The organism is Agromyces mediolanus, assembly GCF_044917495.1.
Classification (GTDB): Bacteria; Actinomycetota; Actinomycetes; order Actinomycetales; family Microbacteriaceae; genus Agromyces; species Agromyces mediolanus_B.
This window is the reverse complement of record NZ_JAVSSI010000007.1, coordinates 1-18,638: the sequence shown is the minus strand read 5'-3', so window position 1 is coordinate 18,638 and position 18,638 is coordinate 1. Positions and strand designations below refer to the sequence as shown.

16 protein-coding genes and 1 tRNA gene are annotated in these 18,638 nt (G+C 71.6%); 12 read left to right on the top strand and 5 right to left on the bottom strand.

The window, feature by feature from the left end; genetic code table 11:
• Positions 1–88 precede the first annotated feature (88 nt).
• The 4 genes from ROT00_RS11295 to ROT00_RS11280 are packed head-to-tail and all read left to right on the top strand — an operon-like array spanning position 89 to position 5,337.
• Positions 89–1,786: an ABC transporter substrate-binding protein gene (locus ROT00_RS11295; protein ID WP_404774906.1), complete on the top strand. Its 1,698-nt coding sequence runs from the start codon at positions 89–91 to the stop codon at positions 1,784–1,786.
• On the top strand, positions 1,773–2,807 hold the full coding sequence (locus tag ROT00_RS11290; RefSeq protein ID WP_404774904.1) for an ABC transporter permease: 1,035 nt from the start codon (positions 1,773–1,775) through the stop codon (positions 2,805–2,807). The genes ROT00_RS11295 and ROT00_RS11290 overlap by 14 nt, the downstream gene beginning before the upstream one ends.
• Positions 2,804–3,670 (top strand): ABC transporter permease, encoded by an 867-nt coding sequence (locus ROT00_RS11285; protein WP_404774902.1) that lies wholly within the window; start codon positions 2,804–2,806, stop codon positions 3,668–3,670. The genes ROT00_RS11290 and ROT00_RS11285 overlap by 4 nt, the downstream gene beginning before the upstream one ends.
• On the top strand, positions 3,667–5,337 hold the full coding sequence (locus ROT00_RS11280) for a dipeptide ABC transporter ATP-binding protein (RefSeq protein ID WP_404774900.1): 1,671 nt from the start codon (positions 3,667–3,669) through the stop codon (positions 5,335–5,337). Before ROT00_RS11285 ends, ROT00_RS11280 begins: the two co-directional genes overlap by 4 nt.
• Before the next feature lie 51 nt (positions 5,338–5,388).
• Here ROT00_RS11280 and ROT00_RS11275 read toward each other — a convergent pair whose 3' ends face one another.
• Together ROT00_RS11275 and ku are read right to left on the bottom strand one after the other, a co-directional pair.
• Positions 5,389–5,796, bottom strand: a complete 408-nt coding sequence (locus ROT00_RS11275; RefSeq protein ID WP_404774898.1) for a hypothetical protein — start codon at positions 5,794–5,796, stop codon at positions 5,389–5,391.
• Positions 5,797–5,936: 140 nt separating this feature from the next.
• The gene (gene ku, locus ROT00_RS11270) at positions 5,937–6,914 is read right to left on the bottom strand and encodes a non-homologous end joining protein Ku (RefSeq protein ID WP_404774897.1); all 978 of its coding nucleotides are present in this window, start codon (positions 6,912–6,914) and stop codon (positions 5,937–5,939) included.
• Between the two features lie 89 nt (positions 6,915–7,003).
• Between ku and ROT00_RS11265 the strand changes: the two genes are divergently transcribed.
• The gene (locus ROT00_RS11265) at positions 7,004–9,565 is read left to right on the top strand and encodes an ATP-dependent DNA ligase (RefSeq protein WP_404774895.1); all 2,562 of its coding nucleotides are present in this window, start codon (positions 7,004–7,006) and stop codon (positions 9,563–9,565) included.
• A gap of 85 nt (positions 9,566–9,650) precedes the next feature.
• Here the strand turns inward: ROT00_RS11265 and ROT00_RS11260 are convergent, their stop codons facing one another.
• A complete protein-coding gene (locus tag ROT00_RS11260; protein WP_404774894.1) occupies positions 9,651–9,917 on the bottom strand; it encodes a DUF7218 family protein in 267 nt (88 codons plus the stop codon).
• A 123-nt stretch (positions 9,918–10,040) separates the two neighbouring features.
• Here ROT00_RS11260 and ROT00_RS11255 point away from each other — a divergent pair, with 123 nt between their 5' ends.
• Positions 10,041–10,439 carry a DUF7882 family protein gene (locus ROT00_RS11255; RefSeq protein ID WP_404774892.1) on the top strand — a complete coding sequence of 133 codons (399 nt, stop codon included), beginning with the start codon at positions 10,041–10,043 and terminating at the stop codon, positions 10,437–10,439.
• Positions 10,440–10,482: 43 nt separating this feature from the next.
• On the opposite strand, the gene ROT00_RS11250 is transcribed toward ROT00_RS11255, so the two are convergent.
• Positions 10,483–10,806 carry a DUF7882 family protein gene (locus tag ROT00_RS11250; RefSeq protein ID WP_404774890.1) on the bottom strand — a complete coding sequence of 108 codons (324 nt, stop codon included), beginning with the start codon at positions 10,804–10,806 and terminating at the stop codon, positions 10,483–10,485.
• Positions 10,807–10,880: 74 nt separating this feature from the next.
• Between ROT00_RS11250 and ROT00_RS11245 the strand changes: the two genes are divergently transcribed.
• The 6 genes from ROT00_RS11245 (at position 10,881) to ROT00_RS11220 (ending at position 17,628) form a co-directional block, all read left to right on the top strand.
• A complete protein-coding gene (locus ROT00_RS11245; protein WP_404774889.1) occupies positions 10,881–11,924 on the top strand; it encodes a LacI family DNA-binding transcriptional regulator in 1,044 nt (347 codons plus the stop codon).
• A 284-nt stretch (positions 11,925–12,208) separates the two neighbouring features.
• Positions 12,209–13,894 carry a glycoside hydrolase family 13 protein gene (locus tag ROT00_RS11240; protein ID WP_404775210.1) on the top strand — a complete coding sequence of 562 codons (1,686 nt, stop codon included), beginning with the start codon at positions 12,209–12,211 and terminating at the stop codon, positions 13,892–13,894.
• 88 nt (positions 13,895–13,982) lie between these two features.
• Positions 13,983–15,341, top strand: a complete 1,359-nt coding sequence (locus ROT00_RS11235; RefSeq protein WP_404774888.1) for an ABC transporter substrate-binding protein — start codon at positions 13,983–13,985, stop codon at positions 15,339–15,341.
• On the top strand, positions 15,338–16,333 hold the full coding sequence (locus ROT00_RS11230; RefSeq protein ID WP_404774886.1) for a carbohydrate ABC transporter permease: 996 nt from the start codon (positions 15,338–15,340) through the stop codon (positions 16,331–16,333). Before ROT00_RS11235 ends, ROT00_RS11230 begins: the two co-directional genes overlap by 4 nt.
• Positions 16,334–16,371: 38 nt before the next feature.
• On the top strand, positions 16,372–17,304 hold the full coding sequence (locus tag ROT00_RS11225) for a carbohydrate ABC transporter permease (protein ID WP_404775208.1): 933 nt from the start codon (positions 16,372–16,374) through the stop codon (positions 17,302–17,304).
• A 251-nt stretch (positions 17,305–17,555) separates the two neighbouring features.
• A tRNA-Arg gene (locus ROT00_RS11220) sits at positions 17,556–17,628 on the top strand.
• A gap of 231 nt (positions 17,629–17,859) precedes the next feature.
• Here ROT00_RS11220 and ROT00_RS11215 read toward each other — a convergent pair.
• Positions 17,860–18,638 (bottom strand): alpha-amylase family glycosyl hydrolase (locus tag ROT00_RS11215; protein ID WP_404774884.1); only part of this gene is annotated, 779 nt, incomplete at its 5' end.

Here is an 18,638-nt window from a genome sequence, read left to right as displayed (position 1 = left end):
GCCCGGCATCCACCGCCCCGACCAGCATCCACGACCAGCACCCACGACCAGCACCCACCGTCCAGCACCCACGACCAGAGGAGCCCCCATGCCAGTCCTCCGACCCCGCACCGGCCGGCGCATCGTCGCGCTCACTTCCGGCGTGCCAGTCCTCCGACCCCGCACCGGCCGGCGCATCGTCGCGCTCACGGCCGGCGCCGCGGCCGCCGCGCTCGCGCTCAGCGCCTGCAGCCCCGCCGCGGAGACGCCCACCGCCCCCGACTGGGAGCTCACCGCGCAGACGCCGGAGCCGTCCGGCGACATCGACTCGTTCACCTGGGCGAACTACGCCGAGCCCTACTCGCTCGACTACGCCTACGCGTTCGACTACGCCGACAACATGGTGCTGTCGAACGTCTGCGAATCGCTGCTGCGGCTGAACCCCGACTACACGCTGAGCCCGGGGCTCGCCGAGTCGTACGAGCAGACGAGCCCGACGACCTGGGTCTACACGATCCGGGAGGGGGTCGTCTTCCACGACGGCACCCCGCTCACCGCCGCCGACGTCGTCGCCTCGATGCGCCGCCACCTCGACCCGGCGGTGGGCTCCTCCTGGTACTCCGTCTACCAGAACGTGGCGTCGATCGAGCAGACCGGCGACCGCCAGGTGACGGTGACCACCACGATCCCCGACTCCCAGTTCAACCTCGGCATGGGCGGGTCGGCCGGCGTGGTCGAGTCCGCGGCGACGCTCGCCGCCGACGGCGCCGACTACGGCAACTCGACCGGGCTCGTGAACTGCACCGGGCCGTTCGAGCTCAGCGAGTGGAAGTCGGGCGAGTCGATCACGCTCACCCGCTTCGACGACTACTGGGACGAGTCGCTCCGGGCGAAGTCGGGCGAGGTGCGCTTCGTCTTCATGAACGACGCCACCGCCCGCATCAACGCGCTGAAGTCGGGCGACGTCGACGGCAGCTGGATGCTCCCCGTCGACGGCATCCCGCAGCTGCAGGCCTCCGGCGCCGGCGACGTGTACTTCGGCCTCAGCACCGCGACCTCGAACCTCATCGTCTCGAACCTCGAGGGGCCGCTCGGCGACCTCCGGGTGCGCAAGGCGCTCATGTTCGCGCTCGACCGGCAGGGCATCCTGGATGCCGCGGCGAAGGGCTACGGCGAGGTGTCGAACGCCCTCACGCAGGAGTCCGTCTGGGGAGCGGCGTCCGAGGCCACGCGCGACGAGGCGTTCACCGGGCTCGAGGAGTACCCGAAGGACCTCGAGCAGGCGAAGGCCCTCGTGGAGGAGGCCGGCGTCGCGGGCGAGAAGATCGTCTTCGTCACGGCGCCGATCGGCAACGACTTCAACGTGGTCTCGCAGGCCACGGCCGCCGCGGCGCAGTCGATCGGCCTCGAGGCCGAGATCCGGACGGTGACGCCGAACGCGTACACGGCCCTATTCTCCGACCCGAGCGCGCGCGAGGGCGTCGACCTCTTCTATACCGTCTGGTACCTCTCGAGCCCGGACCCCCTGGAGATGTACGGCGTGCTCCGCACCGGCGAGTTCAGCAACTACGGCAACTGGTCGAACCCCGAGTTCGACGAGCTCGCGACCCAGGCGGTCGGCACGATGGACGCCGAGGAGCGCGCGAAGCTCACGAGCGAGCTGCAGCACATCGCGAACGAGGAACTGCCGTGGCTGCCGCTCTTCGCCGGCCCCATGCCGGTCTTCGTGGGTGAGCGCATCACGGGCGTCGCGCCCTCGATCGCCTTCCTCTACTACCCGTGGGCGGCCACCATTGGCGCTCGATAGCAGCACGGTCTCGGTCGCCGCCCGCGAGGCGGCGGCCGGGACCCCGCGGCGGGGCCGATGGTCGGCGGCGGGCGTCCGCCGGGTCGCCGGCAAGCTCGGCGGGCTCGCGCTCACCCTCTTCCTCGCCTCGCTGCTCGTCTTCTTCTCGCGCTTCCTCGTGCCGGGCGACCCGGTGCGGTTCCTCCTCCGCGGCCGCAAGCCGAGCCCGGAGGCGATCGCGCAGGTCACCGCCCAGTTCGGGCTCGACCTGCCGCCGTGGCAGCAGTACCTGAACTGGCTGGGCGGCGCGCTCACGGGCGACTTCGGCCGATCGCTGCAGTACCGCCAGGACGTCTCGACGGTGATCGGCGAGCGGCTGCCCGTGACCCTGATGCTCGTCGTCATGTCGGGCCTCCTGATCGCGATCGTGGGCCTCTCCGCAGGCGTCGTCGCTGCGCTGAACAAGGGACGCCCGCTCGACCGGCTGACGCTGATCGGCCTGACGGTGCTGAGCGCCATCCCCTCCTTCGTCGGTTCGATCGTGCTCATCGCGGTCTTCGCGGTGCAGCTCGGCTGGTTCCCGACCTTCGGCTCCGGGCAGGGCTTCGGCGACATGGTCTATCACCTGGTGCTGCCCTCGATCGCGCTCGCGATCGTGTTCGTCGTGCTCGTCGGCAAGGTCACCCGCTCCTCGATGGTCGAGCAGCTCGGCCGCGAGCACGTCGAGGTCGCGACGAGCCGCGGGCTGAAGCGCGCCACCGTCATCCGGCGGCACGTCTTCCGCAACGCGCTCGGGCCGATCCTCACCGTCAGCGGCGTGCTCGTCGCGGGCCTCCTCGTCGCCTCGACGATCGTCGAGGCGGCCTTCGGCCTCGCCGGCATCGGCTCGCTGCTCGTGCAGTCCGTCGACCGCCTCGACTTCCCGGTGGTGCAGGCCATCGTCATGCTCGTCGTCACCGCCTTCGTCGTCGTGAACGCCATCGTCGACCTCGCCGAACCCTGGATCGATCCCCGGTCCGCCGCAGGAGCCAGTGCCAGATGACGACCCCGACCCCCACTCTCGCCGTCAAGGTGCTCCGCGCACCCCGCGCCCACCGCACCCGCCTCGTCTTCGGCATCGCGTGCGGCGTCGTCGCGGTGATGACGCTCGCCGCCGTCTTCGCCCCGTTCGTCGCGCCGTACCCGCCCGACGCGGTCGACTTCACCGCCGTGAACGCCGGGCCGAGCGCCGCGCACTGGCTCGGCACCGACGGCCTCGGCCGCGACCTGCTGAGCCGGCTCGTCTACGGTGCGCGCACGGCCCTCCTCGGCCCGCTCCTCGTCGTCATCGGCTCGACGATCATCGGCATGCTGCTCGGCCTCCTCGCCGGCTGGCGCAGCGGCTGGATCGACGCGGTGCTCGGCCGGGTCTTCGACGTGCTGTTCGCCTTCCCCTCGCTGCTCCTCGCGATCATGGCGGTCGCGCTGTTCGGGAAAGGGCTCGTGGCGCCGGTGATCGCGATGAGCATCGCCTACGCGCCGTTCGTCGCCCGGCTGACCCGCGCGCTCGTGAAGGCGGAGCGCACCCGCCCCTACGTCTCGGCGTATCGGGTGCAGGGCTTCGGCGGTGCGTGGATCGCGCTGCGCCGGGTGCTGCCGAACGTCACGCCGATCGTCGGCGCGCAGTCGACGCTGAACTTCGGCTACGTGCTCGCCGAGCTCGCCGGCCTCTCGTTCCTCGGACTCGGGGTGCAGCCGCCGACGCCCGACTGGGGCGCCATGATCAACGAGGCGCAGTCCGGCGTCGCGGGCGGGTACTTCCTCCCGGCGATCGTGCCGGCCGTCGCCGTCGTGCTCGTCGTCGTCGCCGTGAACATCATCGGAGAAGAGCTCTCCGACCGCATCGGGGGAGGGGTTCCCGCATGAGCCAGCTGCTCGACATCGACGGGCTGACGCTCGAGCTCCACGACGGGACGCGCCTGCTCGACGGCATCTCGCTGCAGGTCGCCGCGGGCGAGACCGTCGGGCTCGTCGGAGAGTCCGGCTCGGGCAAGTCGCTGACGGCGCGCACCGTGCTCGGCCTCGTGCCGGACCGCTCCCGTCTCGGCGGGCACGTCCGCCTCGACGGGCGTGAGGTGATCGGGGCTCCGGCCCGCGACATCCTGGACCTGCGCCGGCACTCGGCCGCGATGATCTTCCAGGATCCGCGCGCGGGCATCAACCCGATGCGCACGATCGGCGACCACATGACGGAGACCCTGCGGCGCTGCGAGGGCAAGTCCGCCGCCGAGGCGCGGGCGCGGGCGATCGAGCTCCTCGCCGACGTGCAGCTGCCCCGCCCCGAGGAGCACTTCGGGCAGTACCCGCACGAGTTCTCCGGGGGCATGCTGCAGCGCGTGATGATCGCCGGTGCGCTCACAAGCTCGCCGAAGCTGCTCATCTGCGACGAGCCGACCACGGCGCTCGACGTGACGACCCAGGCGGAGATCGTGCGGGTCCTCGTCGAGCTCCGCGAGCGGCGCGGGATGGGGATGCTGTTCATCACCCACGACCTGAACCTCGCCGCGTCGCTCTGCGACCGCGTCGTCGTGATGAGCGCGGGCCGGGTGGAGGAGGCCGGCGGCGCCCGCCGCGTCTTCACCGAGCCGGAGGCGGAGTACACGAAGCGGCTCATCCTGGCGACGCCGAGCATCGCGGTGCGCGGCGCGAACGGCGAGGCGGATGCCTCGGCGGCGGATGCCTCGCCCGTGGATGCCCCGTCAGCCGCTGTCACGCCCGCCGGCGCCTCGCCCGCCGACCGTGCCGAGCCGATGCTGGAGGTGCACGGCCTCGCGAAGACGTACCAGCTCCGCGGCCGCCCGCCCGTGCACGCGGTCGTCGGCGCGGAGCTCGCGATCCCGCGCGGCGGCGCGCTCGGCGTCGTCGGCGAGTCCGGCTCGGGCAAGTCGACCCTCGCCCGCATGATCGTGGGGCTCGAGCGGGCCGACCGCGGCGAGCTCCGCATCGCGGGCCGCGAGCGCACCGCCACGCCGCGCAGCCGCGAGGAACGGCTCGCGCACGCGAAGAGCGTGCAGATGGTGTTCCAGGACCCCTATCTGTCCCTCGATCCGCGCATCCCCGCGGGCCGGGCCATCCAGGACGTGCTGCGTCTGCACACCGGGCTGGGCCGCGCGGCCGCCGAGGTGCGGGCGCGCGAACTGCTCGACGCCGTCGGCCTCGGCGAGCGGCACGCCCGCGCCCGCCCGAAGACCCTCTCCGGCGGGCAGCGCCAGCGGGTCGCGATCGCCCGCGCGCTCGCGATCGAGCCCGACCTGCTCGTCATGGACGAGGCGACGAGCGCGCTCGACGTGTCGGTGCAGGCGCAGGTGCTCGATCTCGTCGCACGCCTCCGCGAGGAGCGCGGGCTCACCGTGCTGTTCATCAGCCACGACCTGGGCGTCGTCCGGCGGGTGTGCGAGCGGGCGGTCGTGATGCGACGCGGCGAGATCGTCGAGCAGGGCCCGACCGATCGGCTGCTGCGCGATCCGGAGCATCCGTACACGCGGCTGCTGGTGGACTCGGTGCCGCGGCCGCGCTGGGAGGCGGCGGCGTAGCCGCGCTCTCCCAGGGCGCGCATGCCGCCCTGGAGCGTGAGCCCGAGCGGATCAGTCGGGGCTGCTCGCGTTGATTCCGGAAACGCTCTGGATGATCGCCAGCCGCTGCTCGGTTGTGAGGGAATCGTCGTGAAAGGCAATGACGAGCGGGTCGATCTGCACACCATCTCCGCCGAGCGCGGCCGCATAGTCGGAGGCGTCGTCGAGGTCCGCGAACTTGAGTATGGTGACGTACTCGCTCTGAACCGCCTGCTGACAGGCGACGTTGCCTGTGCACGTCGACGCGGTGACGTCAACCGCATCCAGGTAGGGCCAGTCGGGATCGACCGGTTGATCGACGAATGCTTCGACCAAGTCGATCTGTGCTCGGCTCTGAGCATCCGAGAAGCATCCCGTCAGCCCGAACATCACGGAGACGGTCAGCACGGGAGCTGCGAGGAGCTTCAGGTCCAATTGCATCTTGCTGGTTCAGTCCGTTCGTCGGCCGTCCTGCCCAGCCTCATCGGGTATCCGATGTGGAGCAAGTCATCCGTTCGTCGGACATCTGGAACTTGTGTTCAGGTGTGAACGTTCTGCGTTCACCGCCCCGCGACCTCCGGCTAGGAGGCGCGCTTCTTGGCGGCCGGCTTCTTCGCGGGCGCCTTCTTCGCCCCGGCCTTCGCCGCGCCCGGCTTCTTCGGCGCGGCCTTCGCGGCGGTCTTCCGCTTCGCCGTGCCGTCGTCCGCGGCATCCGCCTCGTCCGACCCCTCGGCCCCGTCTCCGGCATCCGCCTCGTCCGAGGCATCCGCGCCGTCGCCGCGCTTCGCCGCGAGCGAGCGCCGCAGCGCCTCCATCAGGTCGATGACCTCGGCGCCCTCCTCCTCCGGCTCCTCGCCGAAGGTGGCCGCCGTGTCGAGGGCGTCGCCCTGCTCGAGCTTCGCGGCGATGAGCGTGCGCAGCTCCTGCTGGTACTCGTCGACGTACTGCGTCGGATCGAAGTCGGAGACGAGGCTCTCGACGAGCTGCTTCGAGAGGGCGAGCTCCGTGTCGCTGATCTTCACCGGCTCGTCGAGCGCCGGGAACGCGGCCTCGCGCACCTCGTCGGCCCAGAGCAGCGTCTGCACGACGAGCACGTCGTCGTGCACGCGGAGCGCCGCGAGCCGGGTCTTCTGCCGCAGCGCGAGACGCACGATCGCGGTCCGGTCTGTGGACTCCAGCGTCTCCCGCAGCAGCACGTACGCCTTGCTCGACGCGGAGTCGGGCTCGAGGTAGTACGAGCGGTCGAACATGATCGGGTCGATCTGCGCGCTCGGCACGAACTCGACGACCTCGATCTCGCGGCTGCGCTCGGCCGGCAGCGCCTTCAGATCGGCGTCGGTGACGACGACGGTGCGTTCGCCGTCGTCGTACGCCTTGTCGATGTCCTGGTAGGCGACGACCTTGCCGCACACCTCGCACTTGCGCTGGTATCTGATGCGGCCGCCGTCCTCGGCGTGCACCTGGTGCAGGCTCACGTCGTGGTCCTCGGTCGCGCTGTACAGCTTCACGGGCACGTTCACCAGACCGAACGTGACCGCGCCCTTCCAGACGGCTCGCATCCCCCCAGTGAACACCCAGGGCCGCCCCACCGGAACCCCCTTGCCCCGCCGCCCTCGCCCCGACGGGCGCCAGCGGGCAGGATGGGGGCATGGCGGAAGCGGAGCGCCACCTCGTCGAGGTCGACGGTCGCCGGCTGCGGCTGACGAACCTCGACAAGGTCATGTACCCCGAGACGGGCACCACCAAGGGGGAGGTGATCTCGTACTACGCCGAGATCGCCCCGGTCATGGTGCCGCACGTCGCCGGGCGTCCCGTCACCCGCAAGCGCTGGGTGCACGGCGTCGGCACCGCGGCCGATCCGCAGACGCCGTTCTTCGAGAAGAACCTCGCCGAGCACGCGCCCGAGTGGCTGCGCCGCGGGGTCATCCAGCACTCCGAGGGGCCGAAGACGTACCCGATCGCCGGCGACCGGGCCAGCCTCGTCTGGCTGGCGCAGCAGGCCGCGCTCGAGCTGCACGTGCCGCAGTGGCGTTTCGCGCCGGACGGCTCCGCCGCGAACCCGGACCGGATGGTCTTCGACCTCGACCCGGGCGACGGCGTCGGCCTCGCCGAGTGCGCCGAGGTGGCGCGGCTCGTCCGCGACCTGATCGGCGGCATGGGGCTCGAGGCGGTCCCGGTCACGAGCGGCAGCAAGGGGCTGCACCTCTACGCCGGCCTCGACGGCGCGCAGAGCTCGGAGCAGGTGTCGGCGGTCGCCCACGAGCTCGCCCGGGCGCTCGAGGCCGACCATCCGGAGCTCGTCGTGTCGAGCATGCGCAAGACGCTCCGCACCGGCAAGGTGCTCATCGACTGGAGCCAGAACAACGGCAAGAAGACGACGATCGCGCCGTACTCGCTCCGGGGCCGCGCACGGCCGACCGTGGCGGCGCCGCGCGACTGGGCCGAGCTCGAGGCGCCGGGGCTCGGGCAGCTCGAGTTCCACGAGGTGCTCGCGCGGGTCGCGGCGTCGGGCGACCCGATGGCGCCGCTCGGACGGTCCGCCGCGGCATCCGGCGGCGACGCGCTCGACGCGTACCGGGCCAAGCGCACGGCCGGGGCGACGCCCGAGCCCATCCCCGAGGCCCGCGAGCGCATCGCGGGGGCGGGGGCGGATGCCGCGGGCGGGGCGGACGCCTCGGGCGGGGCGGATGCCGCGGGCCGGCGGTTCACGATCCAGGAGCACCACGCCCGCCGGCTGCACTTCGACCTGCGGCTCGAGCGCGATGGCGTGCTGCGGAGCTGGGCGGTGCCGAAGGGCGTGCCCGAGACGACCGGGGTGAACCATCTCGCCGTGCAGACCGAGGACCACCCGATCGAGTACCTCGCCTTCGAGGGCACGATCCCGGCGGGCGAGTACGGCGCCGGGTCGATGACGGTGTGGGACTCGGGTGTGTACGAGCTCGAGAAGTGGCGCGACGACGAGCTCATCTTCACCCTCGACGGGAGCGTCGGCGGGCCGCTCGGCCGGGTGCGGCTCGCGCTCATCCGCACCGACGGCGAGGGGGAGAAGAGCAGCTGGCTGCTGCACCGGATGAAGGACCAGCGCGCCGGGCCGCGGCAGCCGGCCCCGGCCGCGGCGCCCGAGGCATCCGGAATCCCGGCTCCGCTGGAGGCATCCGAGACCCCGGCTCCGCTGGAGGCATCCGCGTCGCCGCTCGCCCCGGCCGGGCCGCTCGCCCCGGCCGCGCCGCGCGCCGCCCGCCCGCCGCGCATCCCGTACGCGCCGATGCTCGCCGTGGCCGGGGCGCCCGGACTCGTGGGAGACGACCGGGCGATCGAGTGGAAGTGGGACGGCATCCGCGTGCTCGCCCGGGCCGAGGACGGCGCGACCCGGCTCGCGAGCCGCACCGGTCGCGACGTCACCGACGTCTACCCGGAGCTCGCCGGACTCGCGGGCGCCCTCCGCGCCGACGCCGTCGTCGACGGCGAGATCGTCGCCCTCGACGAGGACGGCCGGCCCGACTTCGGGCTGCTGCAGCACCGGATGAACCTCGCCGACCCGCGCGAGATCGCGAAGACCGCGCCGCGCATCCCGGTGCGCCTGCTGCTCTTCGACGTGCTCGAACTCGCCGGCTCGCCGACGGTCGACGAACCGTACCGGCGACGTCGCGAGCGGCTCGAACGGCTCCTGCGGCCGGGGACCGCCCGCGTCCCGGTCGAGGTCCCCGCGCTCGCCGGGATGCCGCTCGCGGACGCGCTCGCCGAGGCCGAACGGCTCGGCCTCGAGGGCGCGATGGCGAAACGCTGGGACTCGCCGTACCGCTCGGGGGAGCGCAGCGACGACTGGCTGAAGCTGAAGCTCGCGCGCACGCAGGAGGTCGTCATCGGCGGCTACCGGCGCGGCGTCGGCACGCGCACCGGGCGGATCCGTTCGCTCCTCCTCGGCGTGCCGGGCGAGCGCGGGCTCGAGTACGTCGGCCGGGTCGGCAGCGGCTTCCGCGAGCGGGAGCTCGATCGGCTGCTGGAGCGGCTCGATGCGCTCGCCGTCGACCGTTCGCCGCTCCTCGACGTGCCGGCGGCCGACGCGGCCGACGCCGTCTGGGTGCGCCCGGAGCTCGTCGGGGAGATCGAGTTCGGGGCGTGGACGCGCACGGGCGTCGTGCGCCACGCCAGGTGGCGCGGGCTCCGCCCCGATCTCGACCCGGCGGGCGTGCGCCGCGAGGGCGGCTGAGCAGGGGCTCGGTCGCCGGATGCCGCGGCGCGGCTCAGCCGCCACCGGCGCGGCCGTGAGCGGGGTGGCTCAGTGGTTCCGCGGCTCAGTGGTTCCGCAGCGCCCGCACGAGCTCGGCCTTGCGCTTGCCGCTATAGCCGGAGAGGCCGAGCTCCTTGGCGCGCTTCTTCAGCTCGGGGACCGTCCAGTCCTCGTAGTCGCCGTGCGAACCGCCCTTGCGTCCGATGGCGCTCCGGCCCTCGTTCGCCGCGGCGTTCGAGATGCGCGCGGCCTTCTCCTTGGATGCGCCGTCGTCGCGGAGCTTCTCGTAGAGCTCCGGGTCCTTCAGCGAGGCGTTCCGTCGTCCAGGCATGTGGGTGCTCCCTTCGTTCCCGGTTCGGGCCCACGGTAGCTCCCGTCGCCCGCGGCCCGGCAGGGGATTGACAGGGCGTCCCCGGTCGTCTTCCTGCCGGTCGGATCGGCGTACTATCGGGGCATGGGCACGCTCTACTACGGCGACTCCGGCACGCCGATCGGCATCGAGGACCGCGCGCTCGCGCACCTCAAGGTCGCGATCACGACGAAGCTGCGCCGCAACGAGAGCTTCACCTTCTCCTGGCAGCACGCCGAGGAGCAGGAGCGGGGCCGGAGCACGCTGTGGATGCATCCGTCGATCCCGCTGCGCTTCGTCTTCGACGAACCCGAGCGCCCCGACCTCAGCATGCGCTGGATCGAGGAGCTGATGCGCTCGGCGAACAGCACCGGCGGGATCGAGCTCGTGCCGGAGCACCTCGACACCGACCCCATCCCCACCGACCCGGACCAGCCCGTGCACGTCGGCGTCGACGTGCAGGAGGTCGAGCACAGCGTCGACGAGGCGAAGTCCGGCGACTGATCCGCCGCGCGCGGTCGCGCGCCGTCGTGCGATCCGGGTCGCGCTATTCGGACTCGAACGGCTCCGACTCGTCGGGTTCCGGCACGTGCTGCAGGCCGCCGGCGCTGTTCGCCGAAAGCAGCAGCTGCTCGATCCACAGCCGGTTGAGCTTCGGCGGCCGATTGCCGCTGAACACGAACTGCACCGGGATCGACTCGTTCAGCCAGACCGTGGTTCGCCCCGAGCCGCGGTCGACTCCGTGCTCCCAGGTGAGTGCGAACGACTCCGAGCGCCGCAGCTTGTTCAGGACCGCCACCCGCAGGTGGGCGAGGGTCCGGTCGTCGATGTCGAACTCGCGCAACGAGGCGCCGTAGACCAGCTTGCCCATGCCGTCAGCCTACGCGCCGGGATGCCCGCCAGGATGGTCGAGTTCTTGCGCGGAGTTCGCATACGATTGCTCGCATGTCGAGACGGCTGGCGGATGTCGCACGCAAGGTCGGGGTCAGCGAGGCCACGGTGAGCCGTGTGCTGAACGGCAAGCCCGGCGTCTCCGCCTCCACGCGCGACGCGGTGCTCACCGCGCTCGACGTGCTCGGCTACGAGCGGCCGACGAAGCTCCGCGGCGAGCGCGCCCGGCTCGTCGGCCTCGTCATGCCCGAGCTGCAGAACCCGATCTTCCCCGCGCTCGCCGAGTCGATCGGCGGCGGGCTCGCGCAGAACGGCTTCACCCCGGTGCTCTGCATCCAGAGCGCGGGCGGGGTCTCGGAGTCGGACTACGTCGAGCTGCTCCTGCACCAGCAGGTCTCGGGCGTCGTGTTCGCCGGTGGTGCGTACTCGCAGGCGGATGCCTCCCACGAGCACTACGAGCGGCTCGTCGAGCTGAAGCTGCCCACGGTGCTCCTGAACGCGCCCGTCGACGGGCTCGGCTTCGCGACCGTCTCGTGCGACGACGCCATGTCGATCGAGCAGGGCTACGGGCACCTCGTGCAGCTCGGTCACCGGCGCATCGGCATCCTGCTCGGGCCGCGCGACCACGTGCCGTCCCGACGCAAGCTCGCCGCGGCCAGGCGGATGGCGGAACGTCACGGCCTCGCCCTCGACGACGAGCTCATCGTGCACTCGCTGTACTCCCTCGAGTCCGGGCAGGCGGCCGCGGCGAAGCTGCTGCAGGCCGGCGTCACCGCGATCGTCTGCGCGAGCGACCCGATCGCCCTCGGCGCCGTGCGGGCGGTGCGCCGGGCGGGGCTCCGGGTGCCGGAGGACGTGTCGGTCATCGGCTACGACGACTCCGCCCTGATGAACTGCACCGAGCCGCCGCTCACGACCGTGCGGCAGCCGATCGAGGCGATGGGCAAGATGGTGATCGAGCTGCTGCTCCGCCAGATGACGAGCGAGCGCGCCCTCGGCGACGAGGTGCTCTTCGCGCCCGAGCTCGTCGTCCGCGGCTCGACAGGCCCCGCCCCGGCCCCCGCCCCGGCCCCCGTCGACTCCCTCACCGCCCCCTGATCTCGACTTGCCCGATTTTCATGAGAGTCGGGCAACTCGGATCGCCCACCCTGTCGACTTGCCCGAATTTCATGAGAGTCGGGCAACTCGGGAAGGTTGGGACGGGGATGCCGCTTGCGCTCCAGCCGCAAGCCGCTGACGCAATTCCACGCAAGTCGTCGAAACATTTTGTCGATTTGTTGAATAGTTGCATCATCCTGTTGCTCTCATTACGTTGACCGACAAGACGCCGTCGTCACGGACGCGACGGCGCGCCGAACGACGAGGAGCACCACCGCGTGACCATGCCACTCACCGCCACCACGGCCGGCCCCGGCGCCCCCGCGGGCGACGCCGACTGGTGGCGCAGCGCCGTCATCTACCAGGTGTACGTGCGCAGCTTCGCCGATTCGAACGGCGATGGCATCGGCGACCTGCAGGGCGTCCGCAGCCGGCTCGACTACCTCGCCGAACTCGGCGTCGACGCGCTCTGGTTCACCCCCTGGTACCCCTCGCCGCTCGCAGACGGCGGCTACGACGTCGCCGACTACCGCGACATCCACCCCGCCTTCGGCACCCTCGCCGACGCCGAGCAGCTCATCGAGGACGCCGCGGCGCGAGGCATCCGCACCATCATCGACATCGTCCCGAACCACGTCTCGCACGAGCACGTGTGGTTCCAGGAGGCCCTCGCCGCCGGGCCGGGCAGCCCCGAGCGCGAGCGGTTCTGGTTCCGCCCCGGACGCGGCCCGGCGGGCGACGAGAAGCCCAACGACTGGGTCTCCGAGTTCACCGGCGAGCCGTGGACCCGCACCACGAACCCCGACGGCACGCCCGGCGACTGGTACCTGCACCTCTTCACGCCCGAGCAGCCCGACCTCAACTGGAACCACCCCGACGTGCGCCGCGAGCACGAGGAGATCCTGCGCTTCTGGTTCGACCGCGGTGTCGCGGGCGTCCGCATCGACTCCGCCGCCCAGCTCATGAAGCACCCCGAGCTGCCCGACTACCCCGCCGAGCCCGGCCCCGGCGAGCACCCGCACATCGACCGCGACGAGCTGCACGAGCTCTACCGCTCCTGGCGGCGCATCGCGGAGAGCTACGACGACCCCCGCGTGCTCGTCGGCGAGATCTGGCTGCCCGACGCCCAGCGCTTCGCCGCCTACCTCCGCCCCGACGAGATGCACACGGCCTTCAACTTCGACTTCATGACCCGGCCGTGGAGCGCCGCCGAGCTGCGCGCCTCGATCGAGCTCATGCTGCGGGTGCACGCCCCCGTCGGCGCCCCGAGCACCTGGGTGCTCTCGAACCACGACATCACCCGCCCGGTCACCCGCTACGGCCGCGAGGACTCGAGCTTCGCCTTCCGCAAGAAGCGCTTCGGCACGCCGAGCGACCTCGCCCTCGGCACCCGCCGCGCCCGCGCCGCCGCACTCCTCACCGCCGCGCTGCCCGGTTCGCTCTACCTCTACCAGGGCGACGAGCTCGGCCTGCCCGAGGCGGAGCTGCCCGTCGCGGTGCTGCAGGACCCCATGCACTTCCGCTCCGGCGGCATCGACCCCGGCCGCGACGGCTGCCGGGTGCCGCTGCCCTGGCGCGGGCTCGCGGAGCCGTACGGCTTCAGCCCCGCGAGCGCCGCGGCGGCCCCGTGGCTGCCGCAGCCGGCCGACTGGTCCGGCCTCACCGTGGAGGCGCAGGAGGCCGACCCCGCCTCCATGCTCTCGCTCTACCGCCGAGCCCTCGGCATCCGTCGTGCGGAACCCGCGCTGCGCTCCGGCGCGCTCGAGTGGGTCGACGCAGGTCCCGAAGCGATCGCCTTCCGCCGCGGCGATGGATTCCTCAGCATCACGAACCTCGGCACTGCTCCGATCGAGCTGCCGCCGCACGAGTCGATCCTCCTCGCGAGCGCCCCGCTCGACGAGGGACGGCTCGCCGCCGACGCCACCGCCTGGCTGCGCACCGCGCCGCGGGCCGTGCCGGCGGCGCCCTGACCCGCTCCATCCGCCTGCATCACCGAGCGCACCACCCGCACGACCCACGCACCATCCACCGCACCACACAGCACCGAAAGGACCGACAATGAAGTCAACACGCACCGTTGCGGCCGGCATCGCCGCGCTCGCCATGGTCGGCGCCCTCGCCGCCTGCTCCTCCGGGGGCGGCGACGGCGACGGCAAGCTCGAGCTCCGCGTCGCCACCTTCCCGCCCGGCGCCGACCAGGCGGCCTACGACGCCTTCGCCGAGCAGGAGAAGCAGTTCGAGAAGGAGCACCCCGACATCGACATCGTCGGCGTCGAGTACGAGTGGACCGCCCCGACCTTCGCCGCCCAGCTCGCCGGCGGCAGCCTGCCCGACGTGTTCACCGTGCCCTTCACCGACTCCAAGACGCTGCTTGAGAACGGCCAGCTGATGGACCTCACGAAGGAGATCGACGAGCTCGGCTACACCGACAAGTTCAACCCGATCCTCCTCGAGGAGGTCACCGGCAGCGACGGCAAGATCTACGGCTTCCCCCGCCAGGCCTACGCCAACGGCCTCCAGTACAACCGGGACCTGTTCGAGCAGGCGGGCCTCGACCCCGACCAGCCGCCGACCACCTGGGACGAGGTGCGGGCCGCGGCGAAGACCATCGCCGAGAAGACCGGCAAGGCCGGCTACGCGACGATGACGAGCAACGGCACCGGCGGCTGGCAGCTGTCGGCGCAGGCCGACTCGCGCGGCGCCCAGCTGCAGACCGCGAACGACGACGGCACCTTCACCTCGACGATCAACAACCCGGCCACGAAGGCGACGCTGCAGTACCTGCACGACCTGCGCTGGGAAGACAACTCGATGGGCGCGAACTTCGACCTCGACTGGGGCAGCATCAACCAGGAGTTCGCGGCCGGCAACATCGGCATGTACACGAGCGGCTCGGACGTCTACACGGCGCTCGTGCGCGACTACGGCATGGACTCGGGCAAGTACGGCCTCACCGTCATCCCGCTCGAGGACGGCGGCGGCGTGCTCGGCGGCGGCGACATCGCGGTCGTGGCGCCCACGATCGACGAGGACACGAAGAAGGCCGCGGTCACCTGGATCGACTGGTACTACATGCAGAAGCTGATGAATCAGGATGCCGCGGTCGCCGACGCGAAGGCGCTGGCCGCGAGCGACCAGGCCGTCGGCACCCCGGTGCTGCCGGTGCTCGACCAGGACACCTACCTCGAGTCGCGCGAGTGGATCAAGGACTACATCAACGTTCCGCTCGACCAGATGACCGGCTTCACCGAGGGCATCTTCGACCAGAGCCCGGTCGGCGAGTTCAAGGGCCAGACCCAGCCGATCTACGCCCTGATGGACAACGTCGTGCAGGCGGTCCTCACCGACCGGAACGCCGACATCGACGCGCTGCTCACGCAGCTCGACACCGACGCGCAGGCGCTGCTCGACCAGTGAGCACCACCGCGATCGATCAGACGGATGCCCCGGCCGAGGCCGGCGCGGGGCATCCGTCGCCCGAGGCGGCGGCGCGCACCCCATCGCGCCGCCGCCGTCGCACCCCGCTCACGTGGCTGCGCGGGGGAGGCCTGTGGAACCTGGCCTTCCTCGCGCCCATGCTCATCGTGTTCGGGGTCTTCAGCTGGGGGCCGATCGCCCGCTCGGTGATCATGAGCTTCCAGAAGACGAACCTCATCAGCGAGCCGGTGTGGGTCGGCCTCGACAACTTCGCCCGGGTGCTCGCCGACCCGAACCTCGGCACCGCGGTCGTCAACACGCTCTACTTCGCGGGCCTCGCGCTCGTCTTCGGCTTCCCGCTGCCGATCATCATGGCCGTGCTGATGAGCGAGGTGCGCCGCGGCAAGGGACTGTACAGCGCCCTCGCGTACCTGCCCGTCGTGGTGCCGCCCGTCGTCGCGGTGCTGCTGTGGAAGGTCTTCTACAACGCGAGCCCCGACGGCGTCTTCAACACGATCCTCGGCTGGGTCGGCATCCCGCCGCAGCCCTGGCTGCAATCCCAGGCGACCGCCATGCCCTCCCTCGTGATCGAGGCGACCTGGGCCGCGGCCGGCGGCTCGATCATCATCTACCTCGCCGCGCTCATCGCGGTGCCGCCGGAGCTCTACGACGCGGCCGAGGTCGACGGCGCCGGCATCTGGCGCAAGATCTGGCACGTGACGCTGCCGCAGCTGCGCGGCATCCTCTTCATCATGCTGATCCTGCAGGTGATCGGCACGGCGCAGGTGTTCCTCGAGCCGTACCTGTTCACCGGCGGCGGGCCGAACAACGCGACCCTCACGGTGCTCCTGCTGATCTACCGCTACGCCTTCCAGAACAGCCTCGGCGGCGCCTACGGCGAGGCCACCGCGCTCAGCCTGATGCTGGCCGTGTTCCTCGGGCTGCTCAGCTGGCTGTACTTCAAGCTCACCGACCGCTGGAGCACGAATTGACCGCCCCCGCCCCCTCCTCGGCCCAGCCCTCCGTGGCCCTGCGGCAGAAGCTCGCCGGCCTCGGCACGCGCCGCCGCGACCGTGCCGACGGCGACGCCGACCGCGGCATCCTGAGTGGGCACGACCGGCGGAAGCGGGGCGTGCGCGTCTCGATGGCCGGCGTGCACGTGGTGCTCTTCGTCGGACTCGTCGTCGCCGGGCTCGGGCCGCTGCTCTGGCTCGCGAAGGCGGCCGTCACGCCGACGCAGGACACGCTCAGCCATCCCTTCGAGCTCTGGCCGAACGGGATCGACTGGGCGAACCTCGAGACGGCGTGGAACGACATCCACATCGACCAGTACTTCCTGAACACGATCTGGGTCGCGGCGGGCTCCTGGTTCTTCCAGCTGCTCATCGCGACGACCGCGGGCTACGCGCTCTCGGTGCTGCGGCCGAAGTACGCGCCGATCCTGAACGGGCTCGTGCTTGCGACCCTGTTCGTGCCGGCGGTGGTGCTGCTCGTGCCGCTCTACCTCACGGTGCTGCATCCGCCGCTCATCGACACCTCGCTGCTGAACACGTACTGGGCGGTGTGGCTGCCCGCCGCGGCGAACGCGTTCAACATCCTGCTCGTGAAGCGTTTCTTCGACGGGTTGCCGCGCGAGGTGTTCGAGGCGGCGCGCACGGACGGTGCGGGACCGTTCCGGGTGTTCTGGTCGATCGTGCTGCCGATGTCGAAGCCGATCCTCGGCGTGGTCTCGGTGTTCGCCGTGATCGCGGCGTGGAAGGACTTCCTCTGGCCGCTGCTCGTGCTGCCCGACCCGGCGGTGCAGCCGCTGTCGGTGCGCCTGCCCGCGGTGCAGTCGCAGACGGAGCTCGACGTGTTCCTCGCGGCCCTCGCGATCTCGACGCTCATCCCGATCGTGCTGTTCCTCGTGTTCCAGCGGCTCTTCCTGAGCGGCGCGGGGCTCGGCGGCGCGGTCAAGGGGTAGCCGACGTTCGCGCGTTCGTGCGTTCGCGCTCCGAGCCCGGCTCTCGGGCCCGGTTCCCGAGTTGCCCGACTTTCATGGAAGTCGGGCAACTCGGGGCGGGGTGAGGCGTGCGGCGCGGGCCGCGTCGGCCCGGGTCCGGGCCGGACCGCGGATGCCTCGTCCGGCACGGCGCTCGATTCGCAATCGCGAGCGGCGTGGGATAGAGTGGCGTGGTTGCCTGATCGCAGTGAGTGCGGTGGGCAGCATCTGATGCGCCCGTAGCTCAATGGATAGAGCATCTGACTACGGATCAGAAGGTTGGGGGTTCGAGTCCCTCCGGGCGCACGGAATGAGAACGGCCCCAGCTTCGGCTGGGGCCGTTCTGCGTTTCCGGGCTCTGCGTCTTCGGGGGCCGTTCTGCGTTTCCGGGCTCTGTGTGAAACACCGATCTCGTTGTCATCTGTATCGAGTTCGTTGACAGCGTTTCGATCTACATGGCCATTTGTGAGTTTGTTTCGCTCGACTCGTCATCCGACGCGGCGCTGACGGATGACACGTCGAGGGATCGGTGCGTGTTCAGCGGGCGAGCCAGACGGTGGTGTCTGCGGGCAGGATGCCAGGGGCGACGTCGCCCGTGGCGAGGAGCGGCTGGGCTGCGGCTGCGGTGCGGAGCTCGTCGGGGAGGACCTCGTCGAGCGCGACCGTGGTGTCGCCGGTGTTCGCGACGACGAGGAGCGGCCCGTTCGTGAAGGCGACGACGTCGGGGGCGCCGGGGGTTTCGACCCATTCGAGGGTGCCGCTCGCGAGGGCGTGCTCGCGGCGCAGGCGGAGGGCGGCGCGGTACATCGAGAGGGTGGATCCGGGTACGTCGTGTTGGCGGTCGCGGGCGTAGTCGGCCCACTCGGCGGGTTGGGGGAGCCAGGAGGCATCCGTCGGTCCGAATCCGTAGGAGGGCGAGCCGGCCTCCCAGGGGATGGGGACGCGGCATCCGTCGCGGCCGTAGCGTTCGCCGTTCGTGCGGAACCAGGTCGGGTCCTGCCGGGCGTCGTCGGGGAGGTCGATGGCTTCGGGCAGGCCGAGCTCCTCGCCCTGGTAGAGGTACGCGGAGCCGGGGAGGGCGAGCATGAGCGCGGTCGCGGCGCGGGCCCGGCGGAGCCCGGTGGCGGGGTCGCCGATGCCGGGGGTGCGGGGGCCGACGCCGTGGCCCTGCAGGTTGCCGACGGTGAGGGCGAGGCGGGTGGGGTGGCGTACGACGTCGTGGTTCGAGAGCACCCAGGTGGAGGGCGCGCCGACGGCGCCGAACGCGGCGAGCGAGGCGTCGACGACGCGGCGGAGGGCGGCGGCGCGCCAGGGGG

Bases quoted from the DNA above. Each gene is read 5' to 3' on its own strand.
- ku (WP_404774897.1), bottom strand. From the start codon at position 6,914: ATGCGAGCCGTCTGGAAGGGCGCGGTCACGTTCGGTCTGGTGAACGTG.
- ROT00_RS11240 (WP_404775210.1), top strand. From the start codon at position 12,209: ATGCCACTCACCGCCACCACGGCCGGCCCCGGCGCCCCCGCGGGCGAC.
- ROT00_RS11235 (WP_404774888.1), top strand. From the start codon at position 13,983: ATGAAGTCAACACGCACCGTTGCGGCCGGCATCGCCGCGCTCGCCATG.
- ROT00_RS11255 (WP_404774892.1), top strand. From the start codon at position 10,041: ATGGGCACGCTCTACTACGGCGACTCCGGCACGCCGATCGGCATCGAG.
- ROT00_RS11295 (WP_404774906.1), top strand. From the start codon at position 89: ATGCCAGTCCTCCGACCCCGCACCGGCCGGCGCATCGTCGCGCTCACT.
- ROT00_RS11250 (WP_404774890.1), bottom strand. From the start codon at position 10,806: ATGGGCAAGCTGGTCTACGGCGCCTCGTTGCGCGAGTTCGACATCGAC.
- ROT00_RS11265 (WP_404774895.1), top strand. From the start codon at position 7,004: ATGGCGGAAGCGGAGCGCCACCTCGTCGAGGTCGACGGTCGCCGGCTG.
- ROT00_RS11285 (WP_404774902.1), top strand. From the start codon at position 2,804: ATGACGACCCCGACCCCCACTCTCGCCGTCAAGGTGCTCCGCGCACCC.
- ROT00_RS11245 (WP_404774889.1), top strand. From the start codon at position 10,881: ATGTCGAGACGGCTGGCGGATGTCGCACGCAAGGTCGGGGTCAGCGAG.
- ROT00_RS11280 (WP_404774900.1), top strand. From the start codon at position 3,667: ATGAGCCAGCTGCTCGACATCGACGGGCTGACGCTCGAGCTCCACGAC.
- ROT00_RS11275 (WP_404774898.1), bottom strand. From the start codon at position 5,796: ATGCAATTGGACCTGAAGCTCCTCGCAGCTCCCGTGCTGACCGTCTCC.
- ROT00_RS11260 (WP_404774894.1), bottom strand. From the start codon at position 9,917: ATGCCTGGACGACGGAACGCCTCGCTGAAGGACCCGGAGCTCTACGAG.